17 protein-coding genes and 1 tRNA gene are annotated in these 18,673 nt (G+C 39.0%); 5 read left to right on the top strand and 13 right to left on the bottom strand.

Annotation, left to right across the window (positions count from 1 at the left end):
* Positions 1-80 precede the first annotated feature (80 nt).
* The 4 genes from L0U88_RS07300 to L0U88_RS07285 are packed head-to-tail and all read right to left on the bottom strand — an operon-like array spanning position 81 to position 1,896.
* The gene (locus L0U88_RS07300; protein ID WP_234865097.1) at positions 81-506 is read right to left on the bottom strand and encodes a DUF5675 family protein; all 426 of its coding nucleotides are present in this window, start codon (positions 504-506) and stop codon (positions 81-83) included.
* A 2-nt stretch (positions 507-508) separates the two neighbouring features.
* Complete coding sequence (locus L0U88_RS07295; RefSeq protein ID WP_234865096.1) at positions 509-1,018, bottom strand: hypothetical protein; 510 nt, start codon at positions 1,016-1,018, stop codon at positions 509-511.
* Between the two features lie 30 nt (positions 1,019-1,048).
* Positions 1,049-1,276, bottom strand: a complete 228-nt coding sequence (locus L0U88_RS07290; protein ID WP_234865094.1) for a hypothetical protein — start codon at positions 1,274-1,276, stop codon at positions 1,049-1,051.
* Between the two features lie 53 nt (positions 1,277-1,329).
* Complete coding sequence (locus L0U88_RS07285; protein WP_234865092.1) at positions 1,330-1,896, bottom strand: hypothetical protein; 567 nt, start codon at positions 1,894-1,896, stop codon at positions 1,330-1,332.
* 751 nt (positions 1,897-2,647) lie between these two features.
* Between L0U88_RS07285 and L0U88_RS07280 the strand changes: the two genes are divergently transcribed.
* Positions 2,648-2,866 (top strand): HTH-like domain-containing protein, encoded by a 219-nt coding sequence (locus L0U88_RS07280; RefSeq protein WP_234865090.1) that lies wholly within the window; start codon positions 2,648-2,650, stop codon positions 2,864-2,866.
* 31 nt (positions 2,867-2,897) lie between these two features.
* Positions 2,898-3,428, top strand: coding sequence for a hypothetical protein (locus tag L0U88_RS07275; protein ID WP_234865088.1), 531 nt, complete (start codon positions 2,898-2,900; stop codon positions 3,426-3,428).
* A 99-nt stretch (positions 3,429-3,527) separates the two neighbouring features.
* On the opposite strand, the gene L0U88_RS07270 is transcribed toward L0U88_RS07275, so the two are convergent.
* The 9 genes from L0U88_RS07270 to L0U88_RS07230 all read right to left on the bottom strand — a co-directional run bounded on the left by L0U88_RS07270 (position 3,528) and on the right by L0U88_RS07230 (position 14,570).
* Positions 3,528-4,346, bottom strand: a complete 819-nt coding sequence (locus L0U88_RS07270; protein ID WP_234865086.1) for a DUF488 domain-containing protein — start codon at positions 4,344-4,346, stop codon at positions 3,528-3,530.
* 83 nt (positions 4,347-4,429) lie between these two features.
* Positions 4,430-5,275 carry a DUF3037 domain-containing protein gene (locus L0U88_RS07265; protein ID WP_255722995.1) on the bottom strand — a complete coding sequence of 282 codons (846 nt, stop codon included), beginning with the start codon at positions 5,273-5,275 and terminating at the stop codon, positions 4,430-4,432.
* Positions 5,272-6,081, bottom strand: coding sequence for a HipA family kinase (locus L0U88_RS07260; RefSeq protein ID WP_234865082.1), 810 nt, complete (start codon positions 6,079-6,081; stop codon positions 5,272-5,274). Before L0U88_RS07260 ends, L0U88_RS07265 begins: the two co-directional genes overlap by 4 nt.
* Positions 6,082-6,087: 6 nt before the next feature.
* The gene (locus L0U88_RS07255; protein WP_234865079.1) at positions 6,088-7,554 is read right to left on the bottom strand and encodes a restriction endonuclease subunit S; all 1,467 of its coding nucleotides are present in this window, start codon (positions 7,552-7,554) and stop codon (positions 6,088-6,090) included.
* Entirely contained in the window at positions 7,551-8,975 is a 1,425-nt protein-coding gene (locus L0U88_RS07250; protein ID WP_234865077.1) for a class I SAM-dependent DNA methyltransferase, read from the bottom strand. The genes L0U88_RS07255 and L0U88_RS07250 overlap by 4 nt, the downstream gene beginning before the upstream one ends.
* Positions 8,976-9,161: 186 nt before the next feature.
* Positions 9,162-11,303: a GmrSD restriction endonuclease domain-containing protein gene (locus tag L0U88_RS07245; RefSeq protein ID WP_234865075.1), complete on the bottom strand. Its 2,142-nt coding sequence runs from the start codon at positions 11,301-11,303 to the stop codon at positions 9,162-9,164.
* A complete protein-coding gene (hsdR, locus tag L0U88_RS07240) occupies positions 11,304-13,700 on the bottom strand; it encodes an EcoAI/FtnUII family type I restriction enzme subunit R (protein WP_234865073.1) in 2,397 nt (798 codons plus the stop codon).
* Positions 13,701-14,035: 335 nt separating this feature from the next.
* The gene (locus L0U88_RS07235; RefSeq protein ID WP_234865071.1) at positions 14,036-14,323 is read right to left on the bottom strand and encodes a hypothetical protein; all 288 of its coding nucleotides are present in this window, start codon (positions 14,321-14,323) and stop codon (positions 14,036-14,038) included.
* A 160-nt stretch (positions 14,324-14,483) separates the two neighbouring features.
* A tRNA-Phe gene (locus L0U88_RS07230) sits at positions 14,484-14,570 on the bottom strand.
* A gap of 247 nt (positions 14,571-14,817) precedes the next feature.
* Between L0U88_RS07230 and L0U88_RS07225 the strand changes: the two genes are divergently transcribed.
* The 3 genes from L0U88_RS07225 (at position 14,818) to L0U88_RS07215 (ending at position 18,554) form a co-directional block, all read left to right on the top strand.
* Entirely contained in the window at positions 14,818-15,096 is a 279-nt protein-coding gene (locus L0U88_RS07225; protein WP_234865069.1) for a hypothetical protein, read from the top strand.
* 1,531 nt (positions 15,097-16,627) lie between these two features.
* Positions 16,628-17,323 carry a hypothetical protein gene (locus L0U88_RS07220; RefSeq protein WP_234865067.1) on the top strand — a complete coding sequence of 232 codons (696 nt, stop codon included), beginning with the start codon at positions 16,628-16,630 and terminating at the stop codon, positions 17,321-17,323.
* 748 nt (positions 17,324-18,071) lie between these two features.
* Positions 18,072-18,554, top strand: coding sequence for a hypothetical protein (locus L0U88_RS07215; RefSeq protein ID WP_234865066.1), 483 nt, complete (start codon positions 18,072-18,074; stop codon positions 18,552-18,554).
* Positions 18,555-18,673: the final 119 nt, after the last annotated feature.

Genomic DNA, 18,673 nt, shown 5'->3' with positions numbered 1-18,673 from the left:
TCGAAAATATTCCCAAAACCGTCGCTTTTTTTGGAAAAAAAACCCCAGCCAGGACTAGCCGGGGTTTACGAATCGAATGCTTACGCAGCAGCAGAAGCATAGCGATCTGAGAGGTTGGTAACGGTGAGCCATACCCGCTCTTTTGCTTCCAGTGCAGACCGCACCAGTAACATAAGCGAATCAAAAGCATCCACCGATTTTTTACCAATACCAGGAGCCAGCAATTCAGTCACCGGTGCGATACAACCTTTGAGCTCCTTCAAAGCATGAGTAGCCTTGTGCAGGAGGATCAGGGATCTGTCCGGCACTGCTTTCACCAGGAGGTGCCATTGGTGGCGATCGCTGAAGCGAAGCACCAGTTGATATCGTCCTTCCGGGATGCAGGAAATCATCCGTTGATTTTTGCGCCAGGGAAGTTCGATGGTGAAGCAGATGAATTGATCGCGGCAGCTCAGGATACCATTCGTACCTGACGAATGATATTCTCTTTCCAAAAGCAGTTCCATAGCTAGAGCGATTTATGGATGACTGCCTTGTTTCCTGCGAGGTCGTAGGCCGTGATGGTGACGAAACACTCACTGAAGTCTTTCGCGCGGGCAGTGGTGGAGTAACTCCAGGTACTGCCCTTATCACCAGGCATCCCCCTGCCCTCTTCCAGCAATTCACCCTTGCTGTTTTTGAATTGAAAGAAGACCCGAGCCACCCCGACATTATCGGAAGCCTGTACCTCCATCATAAGGGGCTTGCAAGGTTTGGAGGGATGGATAACCGGATGACAGAGATGGGGACCGACCAGTGCATCGCGCAGGGCCAGGTGAAAGACTGATTTGCAGTTGGGAACCTGTTCCAGATAGAACTGGCTCCAGGTAGCATCCCTGCGGACCATCTTAGCAAAGGCAACTGCCTTGCGAAAACGAATATTGGCCTCGTTTAAGACATGGTTTTTGCGCTTCGCTTTTTTGTGTTCCTTCAAAGCCTGGAGGAAAGCATCCACCAGTGCTTTAATCGTAATAGCCATAGAAAAGGATTTTGGAAGTTAAAAACGGGGTTAACCTTTCACAGCCACCTGGCTAACGGCACTGGCAACCGTAGCTGCCACACCCATATAACTGGCGATGGTAGTGATGATAGCGGGGAGTGCAACCGGAGAGGCCAGCAGTGCGGCACTGATGCCGGCAAGTGCCAGTCCGATATTTCTGAGTTTCAGAAAAAACTTCGGCGTTTCCGCGCTGGCTCTTTGAGCAATGCTCATTTGATCGATATCCTGTTGTTTCATGATAGAAGATTGAATGATGTAAAAAATTGGTTTTTCAAAAGAGAAGCAGGTGATTAGATCACTGCCTCGAATTGGCTGCGATTTTTAGGCACATCTTCTGCAATCACCCGAATGATGGTACCGGCAGGAGATTGGATTTCAGATTGGGTGGTATAGATCCAATCGAAACCATTATCATCCATAACAGCATCTCCTTCTTCGAGCAGACTACCATCGGGAGCAAAGAGGCCAAAGCTCACTTTGTTAACGCGGAAGTTGTCGGTTGCCTGGACAGTGAGGGATTGTCCGGCTGCACCAGAGTATCCATCTATACGCAGGTTGTCGATTTCAGGACCTTTGAGCGCATCCAGCACCGCAGCATTATAGGCAGACTGGTTTTTCTTAGCGATTGCCTGGTAGGCGGCTTTGAGTTCCGGGTTGGCGATTGCTTTTTTTCCATAGATCACAGCAAGGGAAAACTTGCGTTTAACTGCCTTTGTTTTTTCAGTGTCGGATCTTTCTTTTCGCGGCTTTGGAAGTCCCGCCAGGATGGATTGATCGCCTTTCATGCGAAGGGAATACTGTCCGGCTACTGTACCGGTGTAATTACGAGTCAGGACATTGTTAGATGAACGTGCCATTTTTTTAAGTTTTAATTGGATGAAAAAAAGGGGAAGCGGATTAAAGAGTGGGCAGACTGGAGGGTGTGGCAGGCGGGGTTCAGCCTCGTAAAAGCAGGCGAAATTTTCCGACAACCGTTCCGGTACCGTTCTTATACCGTTAGTTGATCGTTCTTTGACCGTTATGGAACCGTCAGTGAATCGTTCCGGAACCGTTCCGGCAAGTCGGGAAATAACACCGATGCTTAGTTGAATTGGGTAGGGAGGCTATCACCCGGCGAGCCAAACACAGTACCAGCATTGCCGGAGTGCATCATCAGAAAAAGCAACTTGAAATGAGACTTGATTTATCCCGAAGCAGCATTGGGGCCTTATCTCCCTTTGCTACATAAGGCGGTCGGGCGTAACCGGTAGTTGTTCTGTTTGTTCTGAATGACAAAACAAGATTAGAACCCAATTTTCACTCAAAAAAATAAACTTCGCGAATCGACAAAAAACCACGACGAACGACCAAAAAGTGGTTCTGAACGACATGTGGGGGGTGTGGAGGAAGGGGGAAGGAAGCAAGGAGAATGGAGGAAAGGGGTGGAATTTCTAAAAAATGGATATCAATTGAAGTGATTTCCGGTTTCCCGTATTATAAAAGCATCTAGAATATCTAAATTGAAAAATATTGTCCAAAAGCATTGAGCCCAAATAGACTAAAATAAATCAAATAGATTTAAATTATGTAACCTTTATTATAAATTTTAATCAATTTAAATTTTATCAAATGACATTAAACCAGCTTAGTAGCACATTAAAAGAAATGTACTCAAATGCACCAAAAAATGAACAAGTAACCATGGTTCATTTATTCGGAATAAAATATGCAGAACATCTCCAAAAAATTGGTGTACGAGAAGTAGTTCAACAATCCGGACTACCTATTTCTTACAACACCGAAATAAATAAAGGAATAAACTTAGCTAAGTATGTTAGTCCGAGATAATAATAATTCAATTTTGTAAAAAATATATCCCATGAATAAAATACTAAAAAGCTCCATTGTACTTCTATTTTTTTCAACAACAATTTTCATTATTCAAGTCAGTTGCCAAAAGACTTCAGATGCACAATCTGGAGGGAGTACATACATATTACCCACTGCAACTTCATCCAGGTTGGGCGGAATAATTGTTGGAGAAGGTTTAGATGTCACAAACAATGGCACATTGTCAGTTAAAACCACCACATCCGCAGCACCAAGCTTAATTTTCTTTTCCCGAAGTAATCCTGCTGGTACTAGAGGAGATGAAATTTGGAAAGCAAATATTGATGGTTCTAATCCCCAAAAATTAAATATTACATTACCGAGTGGCTATTTAATTAGTCTTAACCAGGCAACTCCTGAAACAAATGGATCTGCTATCGTAGTAACAACTGACCAAAAAATCATATTTAGAGCCACTATTTCAAGTGCCCCATGGTCTAGTTTATTTTCGTGTGATTTTAACGGTAGTAATGTTGTGAAATTATTGGATAATGTTGGAACTAGTTATGCCATATATTAAATAAATTATAGCCGATATACTTAAATAATTGAAATGATTTATGGGTATGCATTCTTCAGGACGTAAGCAATACTTTGAGATGAGATATTTACAAATGGATTAGTTCGCAATCCCATCCGGGGAGTTGATAATTGCTTCTGCCAGATGTTTGCGATGGCATTGGCAAATATTGGCTTCAAAACAAGTAAGGACAATGCGTTTCTTTTCTTTTAGTAGGTGTAATATCTTTTCCTGCGTGGAAACAGTATAGGGCAATGTTTCTTTTCTGTATTTGGCAAACAGCTTGTCGTAATCAGCCTGACAGGTTAGTTCTTGTCTTTGCTCCGAAATTATGCCTACCTCCGGTAAATGCAGGTATTCAATTCCTACACTGGTGCAGGCATTCAGCAGTTGACTTTTGGAAAAGCCATACTTCATACTCCGAGGGTTGTTTCGTACATCAACCAGTACCCGTACAGCTTTTCCAATTAGTTTGTTCAGGTATTGCTCTAATGAAATGCCTTCATACCCGATTGTATATAGAATGGTTTTGGAAGCGGTAGGTCTATATTGAGCCACTTTTTGAAGCTCTCCGGCATTCAGGTATCTTTCTGCTCTTTCACTATGAATGGCATAGTAGGGATGCTGTATATAGGTCTGATGTATCAGGTCTTTGTAATCTTTGTTACCATGCAGGATATAAAGCTGCTTTAGTGCCATCCGGTCTTTTTCCTTTAGCAAGCTAACATAATCCACCGGGTCTGCCTTTTCTATACCTTTATTACTAACCTGTACCTGGCCGTACTTTTGCATGGTGGAAATATCCAAAGCTGCCTGAAAGGAATAACAGCCAAATTTATACGGCACAAAATGATAGTCCGGCTTCTCCTGCTTCTGCGTATAGAGCAGTAATAGCTTTTGCAGTTGGGTTTTGCCCAAACTGCCTCCAAAGCTTTGTATGAGGGCTAATATAACCTTTCGTCGGTAGAAGATGGTACAAAGGCATCAAAGAAACCGAAAATTCAGGATTGTATGTGCTGCTCTATTTCCTGTTTTATCTTCTTGGCTGCCATTTCCAATTGTTCTTCAGAAATAATTTCAATTTTAGTTTTATCAGTGCTTTTCGACTGTATTTTCTTTGTGATAAAATTGTTTAACTCGGGATGTTCATGAGGTAAAACGCTTAAAAGATAAATATGAACAGGCTCTGTAGCACTGCTGAGTTCATCAAGTTTTCCCACCCATTTATAAACTTTATTTTTTATGGCATCCGGTCTGTTTAAATTAAACGAGACTGATTCAAAACAATTCCATGCTCCGTTTTTCCAGGCTTTATCAAACTCCAGTTCATCATTTTGCGTCTTTACCTTATGATGCTGGAAATGTTTAGTAATACCAGATTCATCAAAATGCTTCTTATAAACCTTATTCCACACTTCTTTATCCCTTCTGATTTCATCATCTTCATCGGTTACCTGTATCCTGACAAAACGGGAAAACAAATCACTAACCGCAACCTCCGCATTTATATCCAGCGTTTTTTTTACTTCTGAGAAAATTAATGCACTATCATCTTTCGGCAAAACCTGTTTTGTAATAACATCCAAATAAGAGCATTTCTCAAATTCAAATTCCGATTCTAATTGCCGGGAGATTTCTGCTATCGATTGTTGAATGGATTTTATGCATTTAATCAGGTAACGACTGTTCACTTCCGGGAAAAATTCAGAAATCTTGCCAATTTTGCTGATGAATTTGCCTCGCAGTATTTTATCCTGAGCATCGTAGAGTACTACGCCCAAGTTTACAAACTCACCGGACACCCTGTCCGGCAGATACCGGAGAACCTGATACTGTAAAGTCTTCATAACATCAGTTTTTTGAGTTCTGTAATAAACGATTCCTTGTGTTCACAAATTGCAGTCAGGTACTGCCTGATTGTTTCAAATTGCTTGGATTGCCACTCTTCCGGGATTAAGGCTTTTGCTGCCTGCCAGAATTCCGAGCTCAAGTTACTCAACCTGTCTGAGAATCCCGCATAGTCAAAATCCCTGCCCTTTAAAAAAGGCAGCAGACAATGCCGGTTTATCCATTCTAAGTCATTGGCACTTAGTTGCCATGGTGTCGGATTCTTAAATATATCCAATGCAAAGCCAAAAGCGAGTTCATGGTCAAAAATTACCATTTCATTACCGTTGGTAATCATGTTCGGTTTCTCCTTTGTACGGTCAGAGTTTTGGATAAAGACATCAAAACAGAATAGCTGCTGGGCAAATGGTAACTGGTGATTATTCAGTTCTTCATTAACAAGAATGGTTTTGTAACCCGGCACATATTCCGAACCATAATTAAAGCCAATGCTTTTGTGGGCAAGTCCCCATGCATCACTTCCCTTTAACAATTCAACAAACTCCGGTGAAATATGGACAAGAACAGGCTTCACCACTTTAATTTCCATCTGCATGGCAATAAATGCTGCCAGCAATTCCCGCATACAGGCTTCGGGTGACATTCGTTCGGCTCCTCTGAGCTTTACAACATAATCACCCTTGCTTCCATTTTGATCATCAGCCGTAACCAATAAAGGTTTATTCGCCCCGGTGGTAAACTGCTCGTGCGAGCTGATGGCTTCAACAACCGGAAGTGAATAATCGTTATCGGCGATTTTTATCATGTACTGTTACTTATTTAACATTAATGCCTCCTTCAATACCTGCTGCAATAATAAATCGTTCTGTTCTCGAGTGTCTTGTATGCTTTGCTGCAAATCATCACAAAGATTCATTAACTCGGTCAACTTTTTTACAATACGACTTTGCTCAGGAATTGGAGGAATTGGCACCAAGAATTGTTCAAGATTGTACTTTGGTAAACCTTCCCTACCTGCACCGGTAGTAGACTTGAAAATTAGCTTTTGAAAGAATGGTGATAAGATAACTTTATGTAAAAATCTATTGCTGAATTGGACAGGTCTTATTATACAAACGTGTTGACTTACGTTACCTTCTTTAAAGTCTTCCTGCACTAAAGAACATCTTCCCAAAGAACCACCTGTGATATTCAAAAGAATGTCGTTCGAAAAGACAGTTGTACCACTCATCTGACTGTGTACTTCATCTGATATGTATTTTATATCTTCATAAATCAACCCCTCATCATACACGTTTTGAGAACGGAAAAATGGAATTCCAGTTTTTGTGTAATTACTACCTTTCGGTGTACTTCCAGAACCAATCTTTGAGCATATGTCCCCCAATCTAGCCCACACCCAATTTCCCGGAATCTCAAATGGTATTTCTTCCGGCTTTATGGGTGGCAGTTCTCTTTCCTTTTTACCTGACTTAGCTTTCTCTGCTTTTATTTTCTGCAGCAGGTCTTTGGCATGGCCGTCTTTAGGGTCTTGTTTTACCAGTTTTCCCTGCATGGCTTCACTTAAGAAGGATTGACGGAGTTGGATGAGTAAATCTTGCTGATAATTTAGATTGGAAGAAAGTTCGTTACTATCCTTAAATAGTATTTCAATAGAATTGACCTTTTGATATAAGCCGCTCAATTCATTTCTATTCTGCTCATTTTGAAAAGCCAGTATTATTTCCCGCTGAGTTTTAATATCGCACTTTGGTAGTTTCAGGGTTTTTAACTTCTCGGCGTTCACATTGGGCATTGCAGACCCCGATTTCATTTCAATAATCTGACTCCAGAATAAGTAAGAATTCAAGAAGCAGGTAATAAAATCAATGTTAGCATTTTTATTTAATCTCAATCGGATTAAGTAGCTAGCAAAAACAGCATTCTTAGGAGGACTATTGACAATAAAACTTTTTCCTGTAGTGCCGCCAGTTCTTGCTACCAGAATATCGTGGTCTCTTAGCAAATATTTGTTATCATCTGAACAGTTACAAAACGGAACAGTATTCCAGTCAACCTTACCATTATTTATATCTGTTATCCTTACGAGCTTGTGACTACCGGATCCAAGAGCAGATGCAGTGAAACCATACTGTGTAGTTTCAAGATAATAGTTCAAAGAAGTTTCTTCATTTTTACTCAAGAGATATGAGAATAAAACAGTATTCTTTATCTGTTTTAGTATTTCTTCATTTGATGTAATAAAGGTTAATGGTATGAATTTTAAATCTACGCTCATCTCACTGCCTCCTTTAACTGTTTCAATAATTTGTCACTTTTCAAAAATGACTGATGCAGTAGCTCCATTAGCTCGACACTGCTGTACTCATGTACTTCTTCCTGTTTGGTGGGGTTTTTAATATCTAAGTCATATCCCCTGTCCTTAATGGCTTGGATGTTAACCTTCCAACATACATCCGATTCCTTTCTTTTCTTCCACCATTTTTTTATCGGGTCAAATTCCTTTACCTGTATTGATTTTGTTTTGCTATACGCTTTGTAGCCTTCCGGCATCCGGTGTTCATAGTACCATATTTCTTTTGTAGGTTTTCCCTTTTCAAAAAAAAGAAGGTTGGTAGCCACGGTTGCGTAAGGCTGGAATACAGAATTGGGCAGGCGAATAATGGTATGCAGGTTACATTCCTCCAACAATCTCTGTCTTACCCTTTGTTTTACCCCTTCACCAGTCAGGCTACCATCTGGTAATACTATGCCTGCCCGTCCTCCCTGTTTCAGCAGGTGTATCATCATTATCAGGAACAGGTCAGCACTTTCTTTTGTACGGAAGGTCTGAGGGAAATTGGCTTCATTGTTATTGGCTACAATGCCCCCAAATGGCGGATTAGCCAGTATGGCATTTACTCGGTGCTTTTCAGTGTAATTGGTCAGGGGCTGGTCTAAGGCATCTCGGAATGTGATATTGGGTACTTCAATATCATGCAGGATAAGATTGGTGGTAGCCAGCAGGTAGGGTAATGGCTTATATTCCCACCCGGCAAGGTTCTCTCCAATGCTTTGCCTATCCTCCACATTGTTAGCCTGTTTCAACAGATGTTCAATTACACAGGTCAAAAATCCTCCTGTCCCACAGGCCGGGTCTAAAATCTTTTCTCCCAGCTTGGGATCAATCATATCAGTGATGAACTGTGTAATGGCTCTGGGGGTATAAAATTCTCCGCTTTTTCCGGCACTTTGTAGCTCTTTTAATATGTTCTCATATAATTCACCAAAAGCATGGCGGTCTTTGGCCTTATTGAAATCAATTTCGTTCAGCTTGTTTAGTACCTTCCGAATATTGGTACCACTCTTCATGTAGTTGTGGTTACCTTCAAATACCTCCCTTACAATCAAAGCCCTTTTATTTCCAGAATGAACATTAATATTCCTTAAGGTTGGGAATAGCTTTCGATCAATAAATTCCAATAACTCATCACCGGTCATTCCTTCATCATCTCCGGCCCAATTAGCCCATTGAAGCTCTATCGGGATAGGGGACTTATACTTAGTACTCAGCATCTCCATTTCAAAGTCTTTGTCGGAGAAAATTTTCAGAAATAGCATCCAGCCTAATTGCTCAATACGCTGTGCATCGCCATTCAATCCTGTATCCTGCCACATGATGTCACGGATACTTTTTAATGTTCCTGAGATATTAGTCATTTTTATTCTTTATTGCTTTTTTCTTATTCCGTGTTTTGCTCTAATACTCAATAAAATATTCCATTATCGAAGTCAATCTTTGCACAGGTTCAAATTTGTAGTTTGTCTGATACTTCACGCATAGGTCATACAAGTATTATCGATACCATCGCCAAAATAGGCTGGGAATCTTTCGGACAACAAGTTTTAGAAACGCTTTTTAATATATGAGGCAGTCTCTTCTATATCCAATTCCTGAGATGTGTTTCCACTACGAACATAGAATTTCTTCTGAAGTGCACCGTTCTTATCACTAACATCACAGTACATGGGAGCTTTTCCAGCCTTGATATCAATCTCACAAATCTCAATATCATTCACGATAGGAAACCTTACTGTGAGATTCAATGCCCCGAATTCTTTTCCAAAGGACTTATTCACGATATTTCTTAGGTGTAGTTCAAAATTGTCTTTGTTTGCTTCCTTGAAAGTATTGTAATCAGATTCTAAACCCAATATATCTCCCTCATCGGATACACCAATTAATAATTTGCCACCTTGCGCATTACTGAAGGCTGAAATAGTTTTAAGAATAATTTCTTCTATCTTTTTGTCAAGACGATTTTCTTTCCAGTTCCAACGCATTGAAGACTTGAACTCAAGAAACCCATGCTCCCCTGACTGTATCATATCCAACAAATCAATAGTGGTTGATACATTAACCTGACCAATAGAGATGTTTGTTAGATATGTATTCAACTCATTTGCCAGTATTTCTCTTCTTACATCCAAAAACTTCTCATAGTTTTCAACTTTCCAGAGGTTTTCATCTTCAGGAATACACTGAAGTTTTAAAGCATTTGGGAATTCTTTTTTTACTCTTTTAAGATAGACCTCTGCATATGTAGCAGATTTTTCCCTATTCTCTGTAGAAGTAAGTATAGCTCGATTAGTAACTTCTTGCGCAATAGCATAATGAAACTGGTTATCCATATCATAGATACCAGAGTCACGCAATACAGAATATGCAAAAATGTGATCACGTTCCAAAGTATATTTCTTTCCCATATTCTTTCTCAGCGATAGTCCGGTACCGAGACAAACTGCTCCCCTACTTTTGAAGTACCATTTCATTAAAGAAAAAAGTGGGTGACGAATATCACGTCCGATAAACTCAGATGGTTTAATTTCCAATGGTCGTTCCTCATCAATCAAGGCAAGCAGAGTGTCAAAAGGATTCGGATTATCACAAATTATCCCAATGTCTTTATCCAGCTTTTGTGGTAATTGGCTAATATATCTGAATCTTATTTGAGAATAGTAAAACCATTTGATAGCCTTTTTAATTTCCTCCTCATTCAGTTTATTGTCAGGCTTGTTAAATGTAAATGTGATTATTGGAATGAGAGCATATACTGAATTTATTTCATCGGTATGGTCAATATACGCCTGACTTTGTAATAAATTACAAACATAGTCTAGTACGCTGTTATCAAGCTTGTTCCAAGCTTCAATTAGTTTTTCTTTATTGTCTGCAGTATGAAGCTTTTCCATTTTAGAGCCAATTCTGTGAGTAACGGCCAGCAAGGCATAAACAACAAAGTCAAGTTTAAACACCCAACCCTGCTTTTCTAAGTCCTGTAGTTTCTTCTTGAATAAATTCCTTGCATTCGGCCAATACCCTGAAATCTGGGCTAATGCCAATTCTGCATCTGTAAGGTTAACTCCGCTGGCATTTACAATGTAGAAAATGTCAATAGCCTCTTTAATTGAAGCTTTTACCGGAATTATCTGTTCTAAAAAATCTCTATCCTCTATTCGTTCTATAGCTCGAATATTATTTGAAATAGTAGTTTCTCGTTCACGGGGTAATCTTTCGCCGTTGTTCCTTTTTTCCAATTCATCTGTAATGTCCCGCTCCCTTACTTTCCCTTTAAATATGTCAGTTATGTTTACCCAAAGTGGGTTATTCTCCATAACTTTTACTTTGTAATATTCCAGTTCTTGAGTTTCAACATTCACATATAGATTACGGACGTCATTTTCTATTTCCATTTCTGTATAATAAGGAGGTATCTCTCCCCTCATCAACATATAAAGGGTGGTAATACGTTGCTGGCCATCAAGAATAATTTTTACAGCTCCTTTGTTTTCATTGTATTTGTACTTGCCCTTTAACTCAGGAGGATTGTTGGTTTCCCAGGTAAGCATTGTTCCGGTTGGGTAATCCTTTATTAAAGAAGAAATTAAATTCTTTGCATCATTTCTCTTCCAAACATACTCACGTTGAAAGGCCGGAACGAATAACTGGTTTTCATCAATCTTATCCAAAATTTGTCGAATTTTCATTTAAGCAGATTTATAGAGTTCTTTTTCCAAATCCTTTAGAGCTTCCAGATATTTTTCCCTGCTTCCAAACTCTTTTATTATTTCCACTGGAGAGCCGTAATCGGTAAGTGGTTTTACCTTCAACACTTCCATGCTTTCAATATTTTCTATTCCTTCATCCGCGTATTTATCCAATAAGGCTTCCAGCACTTTCCTTGCCTGTTCACCGTACTTGGTAAAATAATTCCGCTTTTTCATATTGTTGGCTCTTTCCTTCCTTGTCAGCGGTGGCTGGTCATAAGCTACATGGCAAATGAGGTCGAACAAATCAACTTCCCTTCCTACGGCATCATATAAAGCTTCTACCAATACTCCCTGATTCTGTAATTCTTCAATGAGGGCTTCCTTCTTTTCCATGTTATTCCACTTTCTCAGAAATTCATCCAACGAAGCAAATTGTTCGTGAATGATTTTCTTGGTATGATCTTTCAGACTGGTAGTAATAGGCTTTCCCTGATTGTCGAAATACATTTCCCGGCTTACCAATACAGAGACATTTATGCCGTTCACAAATACCTTTTCTCTTGGACCTTCCTGAACAGTACTTGAGGTTTCATTTTGCGGGTACCGGGGTGCTGGTTTGGCTATTTCTATTTCCGCTCCAGTTATTTCATCTATTATCGGGGTTGTATCAGTTTCCTCTTCATCAATAATATCTACAAGGTCAGTTTCTTCAGATACCGGTTTTACTCGTATAGGATCACCATCGAAGTCTTTATCCGCAAACAAGTCGGTCACATTCCTGAAATCAAGGATGGTAAAATAAAGCTTCCCATATTCTTCATTTATACGGGTTCCCCTACCGATAATCTGTTTGAACTTGGTCATTGATTTTATCTCACTGTCCAGCACAATTACTTTACAGGTCTGGGCATCTACCCCGGTGGTCATTAATTCTGATGTGGTTGCAATGACGGGGTATTTTTCTTCCGGATTTATAAAGTTGTCGAGCTCTCTTTTACCTTCATCATTATCACCGGTTATCTGCATTACATATTTGTAGTTCTCGCCAGCTATATCAGCGTTTTCATTTCTGAGTAAGCTGGTCATAGCTTCCGCATGTTCAATATCGCAACAGAATACAATAGTTTTGGCAAATCGATCATACCCTTTAAGAAACTCCGATATTTTTTTCACCACCAGCTTTCTTCGTTCTTCTACAACAAGGTTGGTGTCAAAATCCGTTCGGTTATAAATTCTGTCCTCTACTACTTTGCCATTCTTATCCTTAAATCCTTTGGGTGGTCTCCATCCTTCCAAATCTATATCAAGCCCAATACGGATAACCCGGTAAGGAGCTAAGAAGCCATCATCAATACCCTGTTTCAATGAATAAGTATATACAGGATCTCCAAAATATTCAATGTTGCTGGTTTCCTTTGTTTCTTTAGGTGTGGCCGTTAAACCGATATGTGTAGCGTTCTTGTAATAACTGAGAATCTCCCTCCATGCACTATCTTCCTTGGCACTCCCCCTGTGGCACTCATCAATGATAATCAAATCAAAGAAATCAGGAGAGAATTGTTTGTAGATGTTGGCATCTTCTGTGGAGCCGGATAGCCCCTGATACAATGCCAGATAAATTTCATAGCTTTTATCCACCTGCCGTTGTTTCACCACGGTCATCTTATCCCTGAAGTGTTTGAAATCACCTCGTCTTGTCTGGTCAATCAGGGCATTCCGGTCAGCCAGAAACAAGATTCTTTTCTTGGCTCCGCTTTTCCATAATCTATGAATAATTTGAAAAGCTGTATACGTCTTTCCCGTACCTGTGGCCATAACCAGTAAAATTCTGTTCTGGCTTTTTGCGATGGCTTCAACGGTCCTGTTAATCGCAATTTGCTGGTAGTATCTTGGTTTGCGACCTGAACCATCGAAGTAGTAATCCTGTATGGTAATCCTTTCAGCCTCCGGGGTAACAATGCCTTTAAATGTCTTGTACTTCTCCCACAGCATTTCTGGAGTTGGGAACGCATCCAGTGCCAGTTCGGTTTCCAGATTACCATCTGTGGCTGTTCTGTCATGAAATAAGAAGCCATCTCCGTTGCTGCTGAATACACAGGGGATGTCCAGAATTCGGGCATAATTCAACGCCTGCTGCATTCCTGCACCCACCCGGTGGCGGTTGTCTTTGGCTTCGATAATGGCAATGGGAATATTTGGCTTAAAGTAGAGGATATAATCAGCCCTTTTTTGTTCTCCTCTGGCGGTTATTCGGCCTCTCACATAAATCTTTCCATCTGTAAACGATACCTCCTCTAAATATTGGGACATCTTATCCCAGCCAGCTTTTTCAATGGCCGGGGTAATGAACTTGGTACAAATGTCCCGTTCAGATAAGGTTTTCTTATCGAGCATTTTGTGGAAGGGTTTACGCCACAAAATACTAAAAATGTTGAGTTTGTGGTAGTTATGATGGGAAGGTGGTATGTAGCTACCTGGTGCCTGGCGAGAAGAACTATCTATTTTCGATAGAACCAGGCTTTTAAAAAGCAACTTTTACCAATGGTAAAGAATAAGTGATGAGTTGGACTTTGGATTCTGTCTGCCTACTGTCAGCCTTTAGGATTTGTGAAAAAGAATTGCCCTTAATGCATAAGATGGCCTACATCAATCATTCAATTAGGTTCTCAATAAATACGTCGCTTCTGCCAGTTTTTCCATGTTTTATCAAACTCAGGTGCTTCTAAGTACTAATTGAATTCTTCAGAGTTTAATTCTTCATGAGAATTATCCTCAATTATGTTGAAGTTTTTTTCAATATGCTCACCAATTGCAACTGCAAATCCCTCAGTTTTTATATCATCATTTTCTGGCGTCATAAAGAACTGCCATTTTTGATCTTTAATTAGGTAACCTAAAAAATTATAACCAATAAATATAATAAATGTTGGGTGTTGGTATTTACCATACGCTTTTTGGACTTTTACAATTATCTCTCCAAGAACGGGATGTATCACATTAATTGTCAATTCATTCATAACAGAAATTTTACCAATAATGAAGATGAAAAAACATTCATTTAAACTTAAAAAATAAATTATTGAAGAGAAAACTAAACAGCTCCTGTTTAAAAACCGTTAAAGCCCCCTCAGTTAGAATCATAGTGATTTCTATCTGGGGGGGCTTGCCTTTCGGCAGCGGCGGGGGTGGGATTCGAACCCACGATACCCCGTGAAGAGCATACCCGGTTTTCAATCGGGCGCATTAAGCCACTCTGCCACCCCGAATTGATCATTGACCAAATCGGAGTGACCATTACAATAATACATTTATGAATTCATTACTAGAACAACCACACCTTAAAATACTCATAATATAAAGCTTAAAAATTATACCTCCAACGTTCCTGCATCCACCTTCATGGGCGATTGGACAGAACCTGGAAGCAACTGGAACCTCCCATATCTCCAAAAAGTATGATGAAGGGATCTGTGTAGCAATTACTTTCCGAATTATGGTCAACACCTAGCATATGTTCTTCAAGCTTCCTGCGCGTGTGGAGCATTGCTTCCATGTACTCTGGAAAGAAGTCAAGCGCCCTCAGCCTGATACAAAGAAACGCATCCAGGAGCAAGCCTCCAGAACCTCCTGGAAGATCATATGCGATTGGGTAGAGATTCAGTTATCTATGATTCTGTTAGAGCAGGCCTTGCCCCTGCAGGTATTTCTACCATATGTGTATGATCCTGCAAGTGAGCAAACCTTCTTTGAGAAGCTTGAGCAGAGTAATTTTAAGCTCCTGTCAAATTAAATTCAATGAACCAATAGGGCCAAATGTATGCCCGGAGTAGCCAAAAAGGACTTAAATTCTCCCAAAAACCTTGATACAGGTATCATTTTTGCCCCTATATTTGGGCAAGAATCTCCTTAAGAGGCTTTCTTAAGCACTGAAAAACCAACGATAATCCAACTATCCAAAAGGAGTTCTGTTATAATAAAGCTCTTGTTTATAGCGTTTTCTACTCAGATCTTTCAACTAATTAAAATAAAAAAGACTACCAGGATTTCCTGATAGTCTTGGGAGAGCGGGCTGCTAAAACAAACCGGCTTCCAGAAATCCCCCAGGTGGTGGAACACCCAGGGGCTTCATTGTGGGGATAGGTGGAACTATCCATTACAGTGTGGACAAGGTATCTTGTAACACTTCGTGGGGTGGCATATTGTCACCCCTTTTCTGTTGATGCACTTCCGGAAAATAAATCCAGTGCCGCGACAGAATTCGCAAGTACCTTGATACACTGTGTTCTGACTCATCGTCATACAATGTGTATTAGTAATTAACAAATCACCTGGTACTCACCAGATGGCTATGAATAATACACAGCTATTTTCAAGACTTGACCCACCTTGGGCTTGCATCTTAAATAATTAACATTCGGGGGAAAACTCAATTTGTAGGAGGGAGATGTGGTACATATATTTGTACTGCGTTTATGCCTCTCCTAAAATTATACGAGGTCCCAGTCCCAAATCTGGGACCTCGTTGTTTTCATCCATTACAAAGAACTTATAGACTGTAATTTCCTAATATTTCAGTCTGCTAAATAAATTAGTTGTACACAGCTTGTTGATATATCCAGTTTTCACAGGCCTGCAGTGTAAATCAAATTTAGTCGCCCCTCATTAAAAACCGACCGGTAAATGCCAACATATGTGGATAAAGGTTGGGGATTATTTCAATGTGCTTACCCCTGCTGGATTTGCTCCAAAATCCTCAAATTCAGCAAAAAAAAATTGTCATATCGTTTCTTTTTTCAATGTAAACTAACCATGCAACATGTGGTACATGTGTTTCATGAGAAATTGAAACAGGAACGCGTTAAATATATATGCCCACCTAACTTCGAAAAAATTTTTTCACCCATTTATTTTAACTAATGTTAGGCGCGTTGTTATCCACATTTTCAGCATTATTCATAGGAAGGTAATTCGACTTAAAATCGAGAGGACAGGATTTGTAATACTAACGAGAAATGCAAATTCCACCATTAAAACCAAAATATGACCTATGTTATTATTATACAGTAATTTTTACTCTTTATGGCGATTGTCTAAACCTAAAAAAATTTATTCTCTCAAACCAGTGAACATAAGTAACCCTAAGAGTATTTAAGAGAATGTACCGAGCAATTTATCAGAATCTGCCTGTTACAGTGTTTTTAATCCTGATTTATGCATTTTTGTATCAAAACCGGCAGATTTTGCCGATACTATTTTTCTAATGTCTACAAATATTGCTACCGAATTAATCTCAACACAAGTAATAAGACCCTAATTTAAAAATGGCATTAGATAAAGAAATAAAAAAGAAAGTATTTGAGGATTGGCAAAATGCATTTCCTCAATTGTCTAACTACACACAAGAAAAATTTTACAAGGTAGTAGGGCCTATAATAATTGGCTTAGAATTAATAAAACTATCAAGAACAGAAGAATATAGACCACACTTTGTTGTATACTCACTTTTTGGCAACAAAATGGGAAATGATATTAAAGCATGCTTGGCTGGCCCAATAGTACTACAAGAATATACTAACAATAAAGGTTTTCAATTTGAAATACCTTATACAAAACATAGTAATTTTTTTAACGATGTTATCGAAAGTATCAAAAAACAAACCCCTTTGTCTTTTGACGGCAATATTTCTTTAAAGAATATTCTTTCTATGGTAGATGAATATTCAAAAAAACCGCCCTTAAATGCCTCACCCAACTCTTATTTACAAGCAGCTCTTCTTGAAGCGAAATTAAAAATTGCGTTATATGTAAGTGCTGCAGATGCGCAGAATGTATTTGACGAAATCAAAAAAATAGATTGGGACACAAAACACTTTAAAGCTTGTGGTGTAAGTGTGAACGATTGGATTGAAAGTATGTGGAAGACAATAAACAATAGGGATGAATTTTTAAAACAGATTGAAAAAAACAAACAAGATAAAAAAATATCAAGCTTAAAATGCTCGGAAATTATAAATTAAAATTTCACTATTGAAATTCATTCATTTACCAAGCACCACTTTTAATATTTTTAAATTCCCTTAATACCATTGAAATTTCAGACTGATCACATAATTCAACAAGTTTTTTCATAAAGTCAGCACCATATTCCTGAGAAGCAAGATTTGAATAAATCAAAAAATAATCATGAACTAATGATTCTATTAAATAGAATTCATTTTCTTCTATATCCAGATTTGCTACTTTCCTTCCAGATCGTCCAAATGGAATCTATATCACCTCGAAACTCTTTAAATATTCTTATTTTCTTCAAGGTTAACATCCACGTATATTAAGCAGGTTGAAAGATAATATTGCTTAGGCGATTGGAAATTAATAATTAACTCCTTTCACTCTTTAACTTCTCTCTTATAAAAACTTGCCTTATCTTACTGTTATGCCTGAACATACACCTACGGAGAAGAAACCTCGATTTAAAGGAGAATTCCTGGCAAAATCGGATTGGCCAAAAAACACCAGGGATTCCATGAAAATGATCCTCAATCTGATTATCAATTTCTTTCCTTTCTAATTAGCCAAAATCGGCAGATTTATGCCTATTTCAGTGCTTTTTATCGATATTTCAGTAGCTTTAACATAAGTAACCCTAAGAGTATTTAGGAGAATGTACCGAGCAATTCATCAGAATCTGCCTGTTTCAAGGTTTTTAATCCTGATTTATGCATTTTTGTATCAAAACCGGCAGATTCTGCCGATACTATTTTTCTAATGTCTACAAATCTTGCTACCGAACTAATCTCCTATCTGCGTTCCAATAATAACCGGATAAAAAATGCAGAAGGCATGGAAATTGGCATTAATTCCGATGATGAATTATGGACCGATCTCAAAGTAATTACGCTTCACCAGGGACCTCTGGCTATGAGTATCTGCACGGAAGAAGAAAACATAACTGATTTTATTGAAGGTTTCAGGATTACGACGCTCAATGATCTATTTGCATTGAATTATACCAATTCCTGGATGCGCTATTTAAATTGTGGTGCGGAAATTGAAATAACACCCTTTGAAGTTGAGGCTACACTTACTTTCAAAATTTATAAAGGGCATACTACCATTCGCAGTCTGGAACTTCATTATTATGATGAAGTATATGAACACCTGACCATGTTTGAAGATTTCAAAACCTACGTGGATAAAAATGAGAAACGCCTCCATTTTTTTGCCTGGAACAGGTTTAAGAAATTTTGAATGTAACTGCTGTTTACGTTTTACAACCTTTCTTGATGCCTACCTATCTTTTTTTCGTAAAAATCCAAACCTCCAAGGTTATGGCATATATGAACTTACTTCGAACCTCTATTTTCATT

The sequence above is a fragment of the Flavihumibacter fluminis genome, from assembly GCF_021491375.1.
GTDB classification, from domain to species: domain Bacteria; phylum Bacteroidota; class Bacteroidia; order Chitinophagales; family Chitinophagaceae; genus Flavihumibacter; species Flavihumibacter fluminis.
This window is presented reverse-complemented; position numbering and strand designations above follow the sequence as displayed.

Coding starts and splice junctions, on each gene's coding strand:
- L0U88_RS07300 (WP_234865097.1), bottom strand. CDS start 506: ATGGAACTGCTTTTGGAAAGAGAATATCATTCGTCAGGTACGAATGGT.
- L0U88_RS07295 (WP_234865096.1), bottom strand. CDS start 1,018: ATGGCTATTACGATTAAAGCACTGGTGGATGCTTTCCTCCAGGCTTTG.
- L0U88_RS07290 (WP_234865094.1), bottom strand. CDS start 1,276: ATGAAACAACAGGATATCGATCAAATGAGCATTGCTCAAAGAGCCAGC.
- L0U88_RS07285 (WP_234865092.1), bottom strand. CDS start 1,896: ATGGCACGTTCATCTAACAATGTCCTGACTCGTAATTACACCGGTACA.
- L0U88_RS07280 (WP_234865090.1), top strand. CDS start 2,648: ATGACATTAAACCAGCTTAGTAGCACATTAAAAGAAATGTACTCAAAT.
- L0U88_RS07275 (WP_234865088.1), top strand. CDS start 2,898: ATGAATAAAATACTAAAAAGCTCCATTGTACTTCTATTTTTTTCAACA.
- L0U88_RS07265 (WP_255722995.1), bottom strand. CDS start 5,275: ATGAAGACTTTACAGTATCAGGTTCTCCGGTATCTGCCGGACAGGGTG.
- L0U88_RS07260 (WP_234865082.1), bottom strand. CDS start 6,081: ATGATAAAAATCGCCGATAACGATTATTCACTTCCGGTTGTTGAAGCC.
- L0U88_RS07255 (WP_234865079.1), bottom strand. CDS start 7,554: ATGAGCGTAGATTTAAAATTCATACCATTAACCTTTATTACATCAAAT.
- L0U88_RS07250 (WP_234865077.1), bottom strand. CDS start 8,975: ATGACTAATATCTCAGGAACATTAAAAAGTATCCGTGACATCATGTGG.
- L0U88_RS07245 (WP_234865075.1), bottom strand. CDS start 11,303: ATGAAAATTCGACAAATTTTGGATAAGATTGATGAAAACCAGTTATTC.
- hsdR (WP_234865073.1), bottom strand. CDS start 13,700: ATGCTCGATAAGAAAACCTTATCTGAACGGGACATTTGTACCAAGTTC.
- L0U88_RS07235 (WP_234865071.1), bottom strand. CDS start 14,323: ATGAATGAATTGACAATTAATGTGATACATCCCGTTCTTGGAGAGATA.
- L0U88_RS07225 (WP_234865069.1), top strand. CDS start 14,818: ATGTTCTTCAAGCTTCCTGCGCGTGTGGAGCATTGCTTCCATGTACTC.
- L0U88_RS07220 (WP_234865067.1), top strand. CDS start 16,628: ATGGCATTAGATAAAGAAATAAAAAAGAAAGTATTTGAGGATTGGCAA.
- L0U88_RS07215 (WP_234865066.1), top strand. CDS start 18,072: ATGTCTACAAATCTTGCTACCGAACTAATCTCCTATCTGCGTTCCAAT.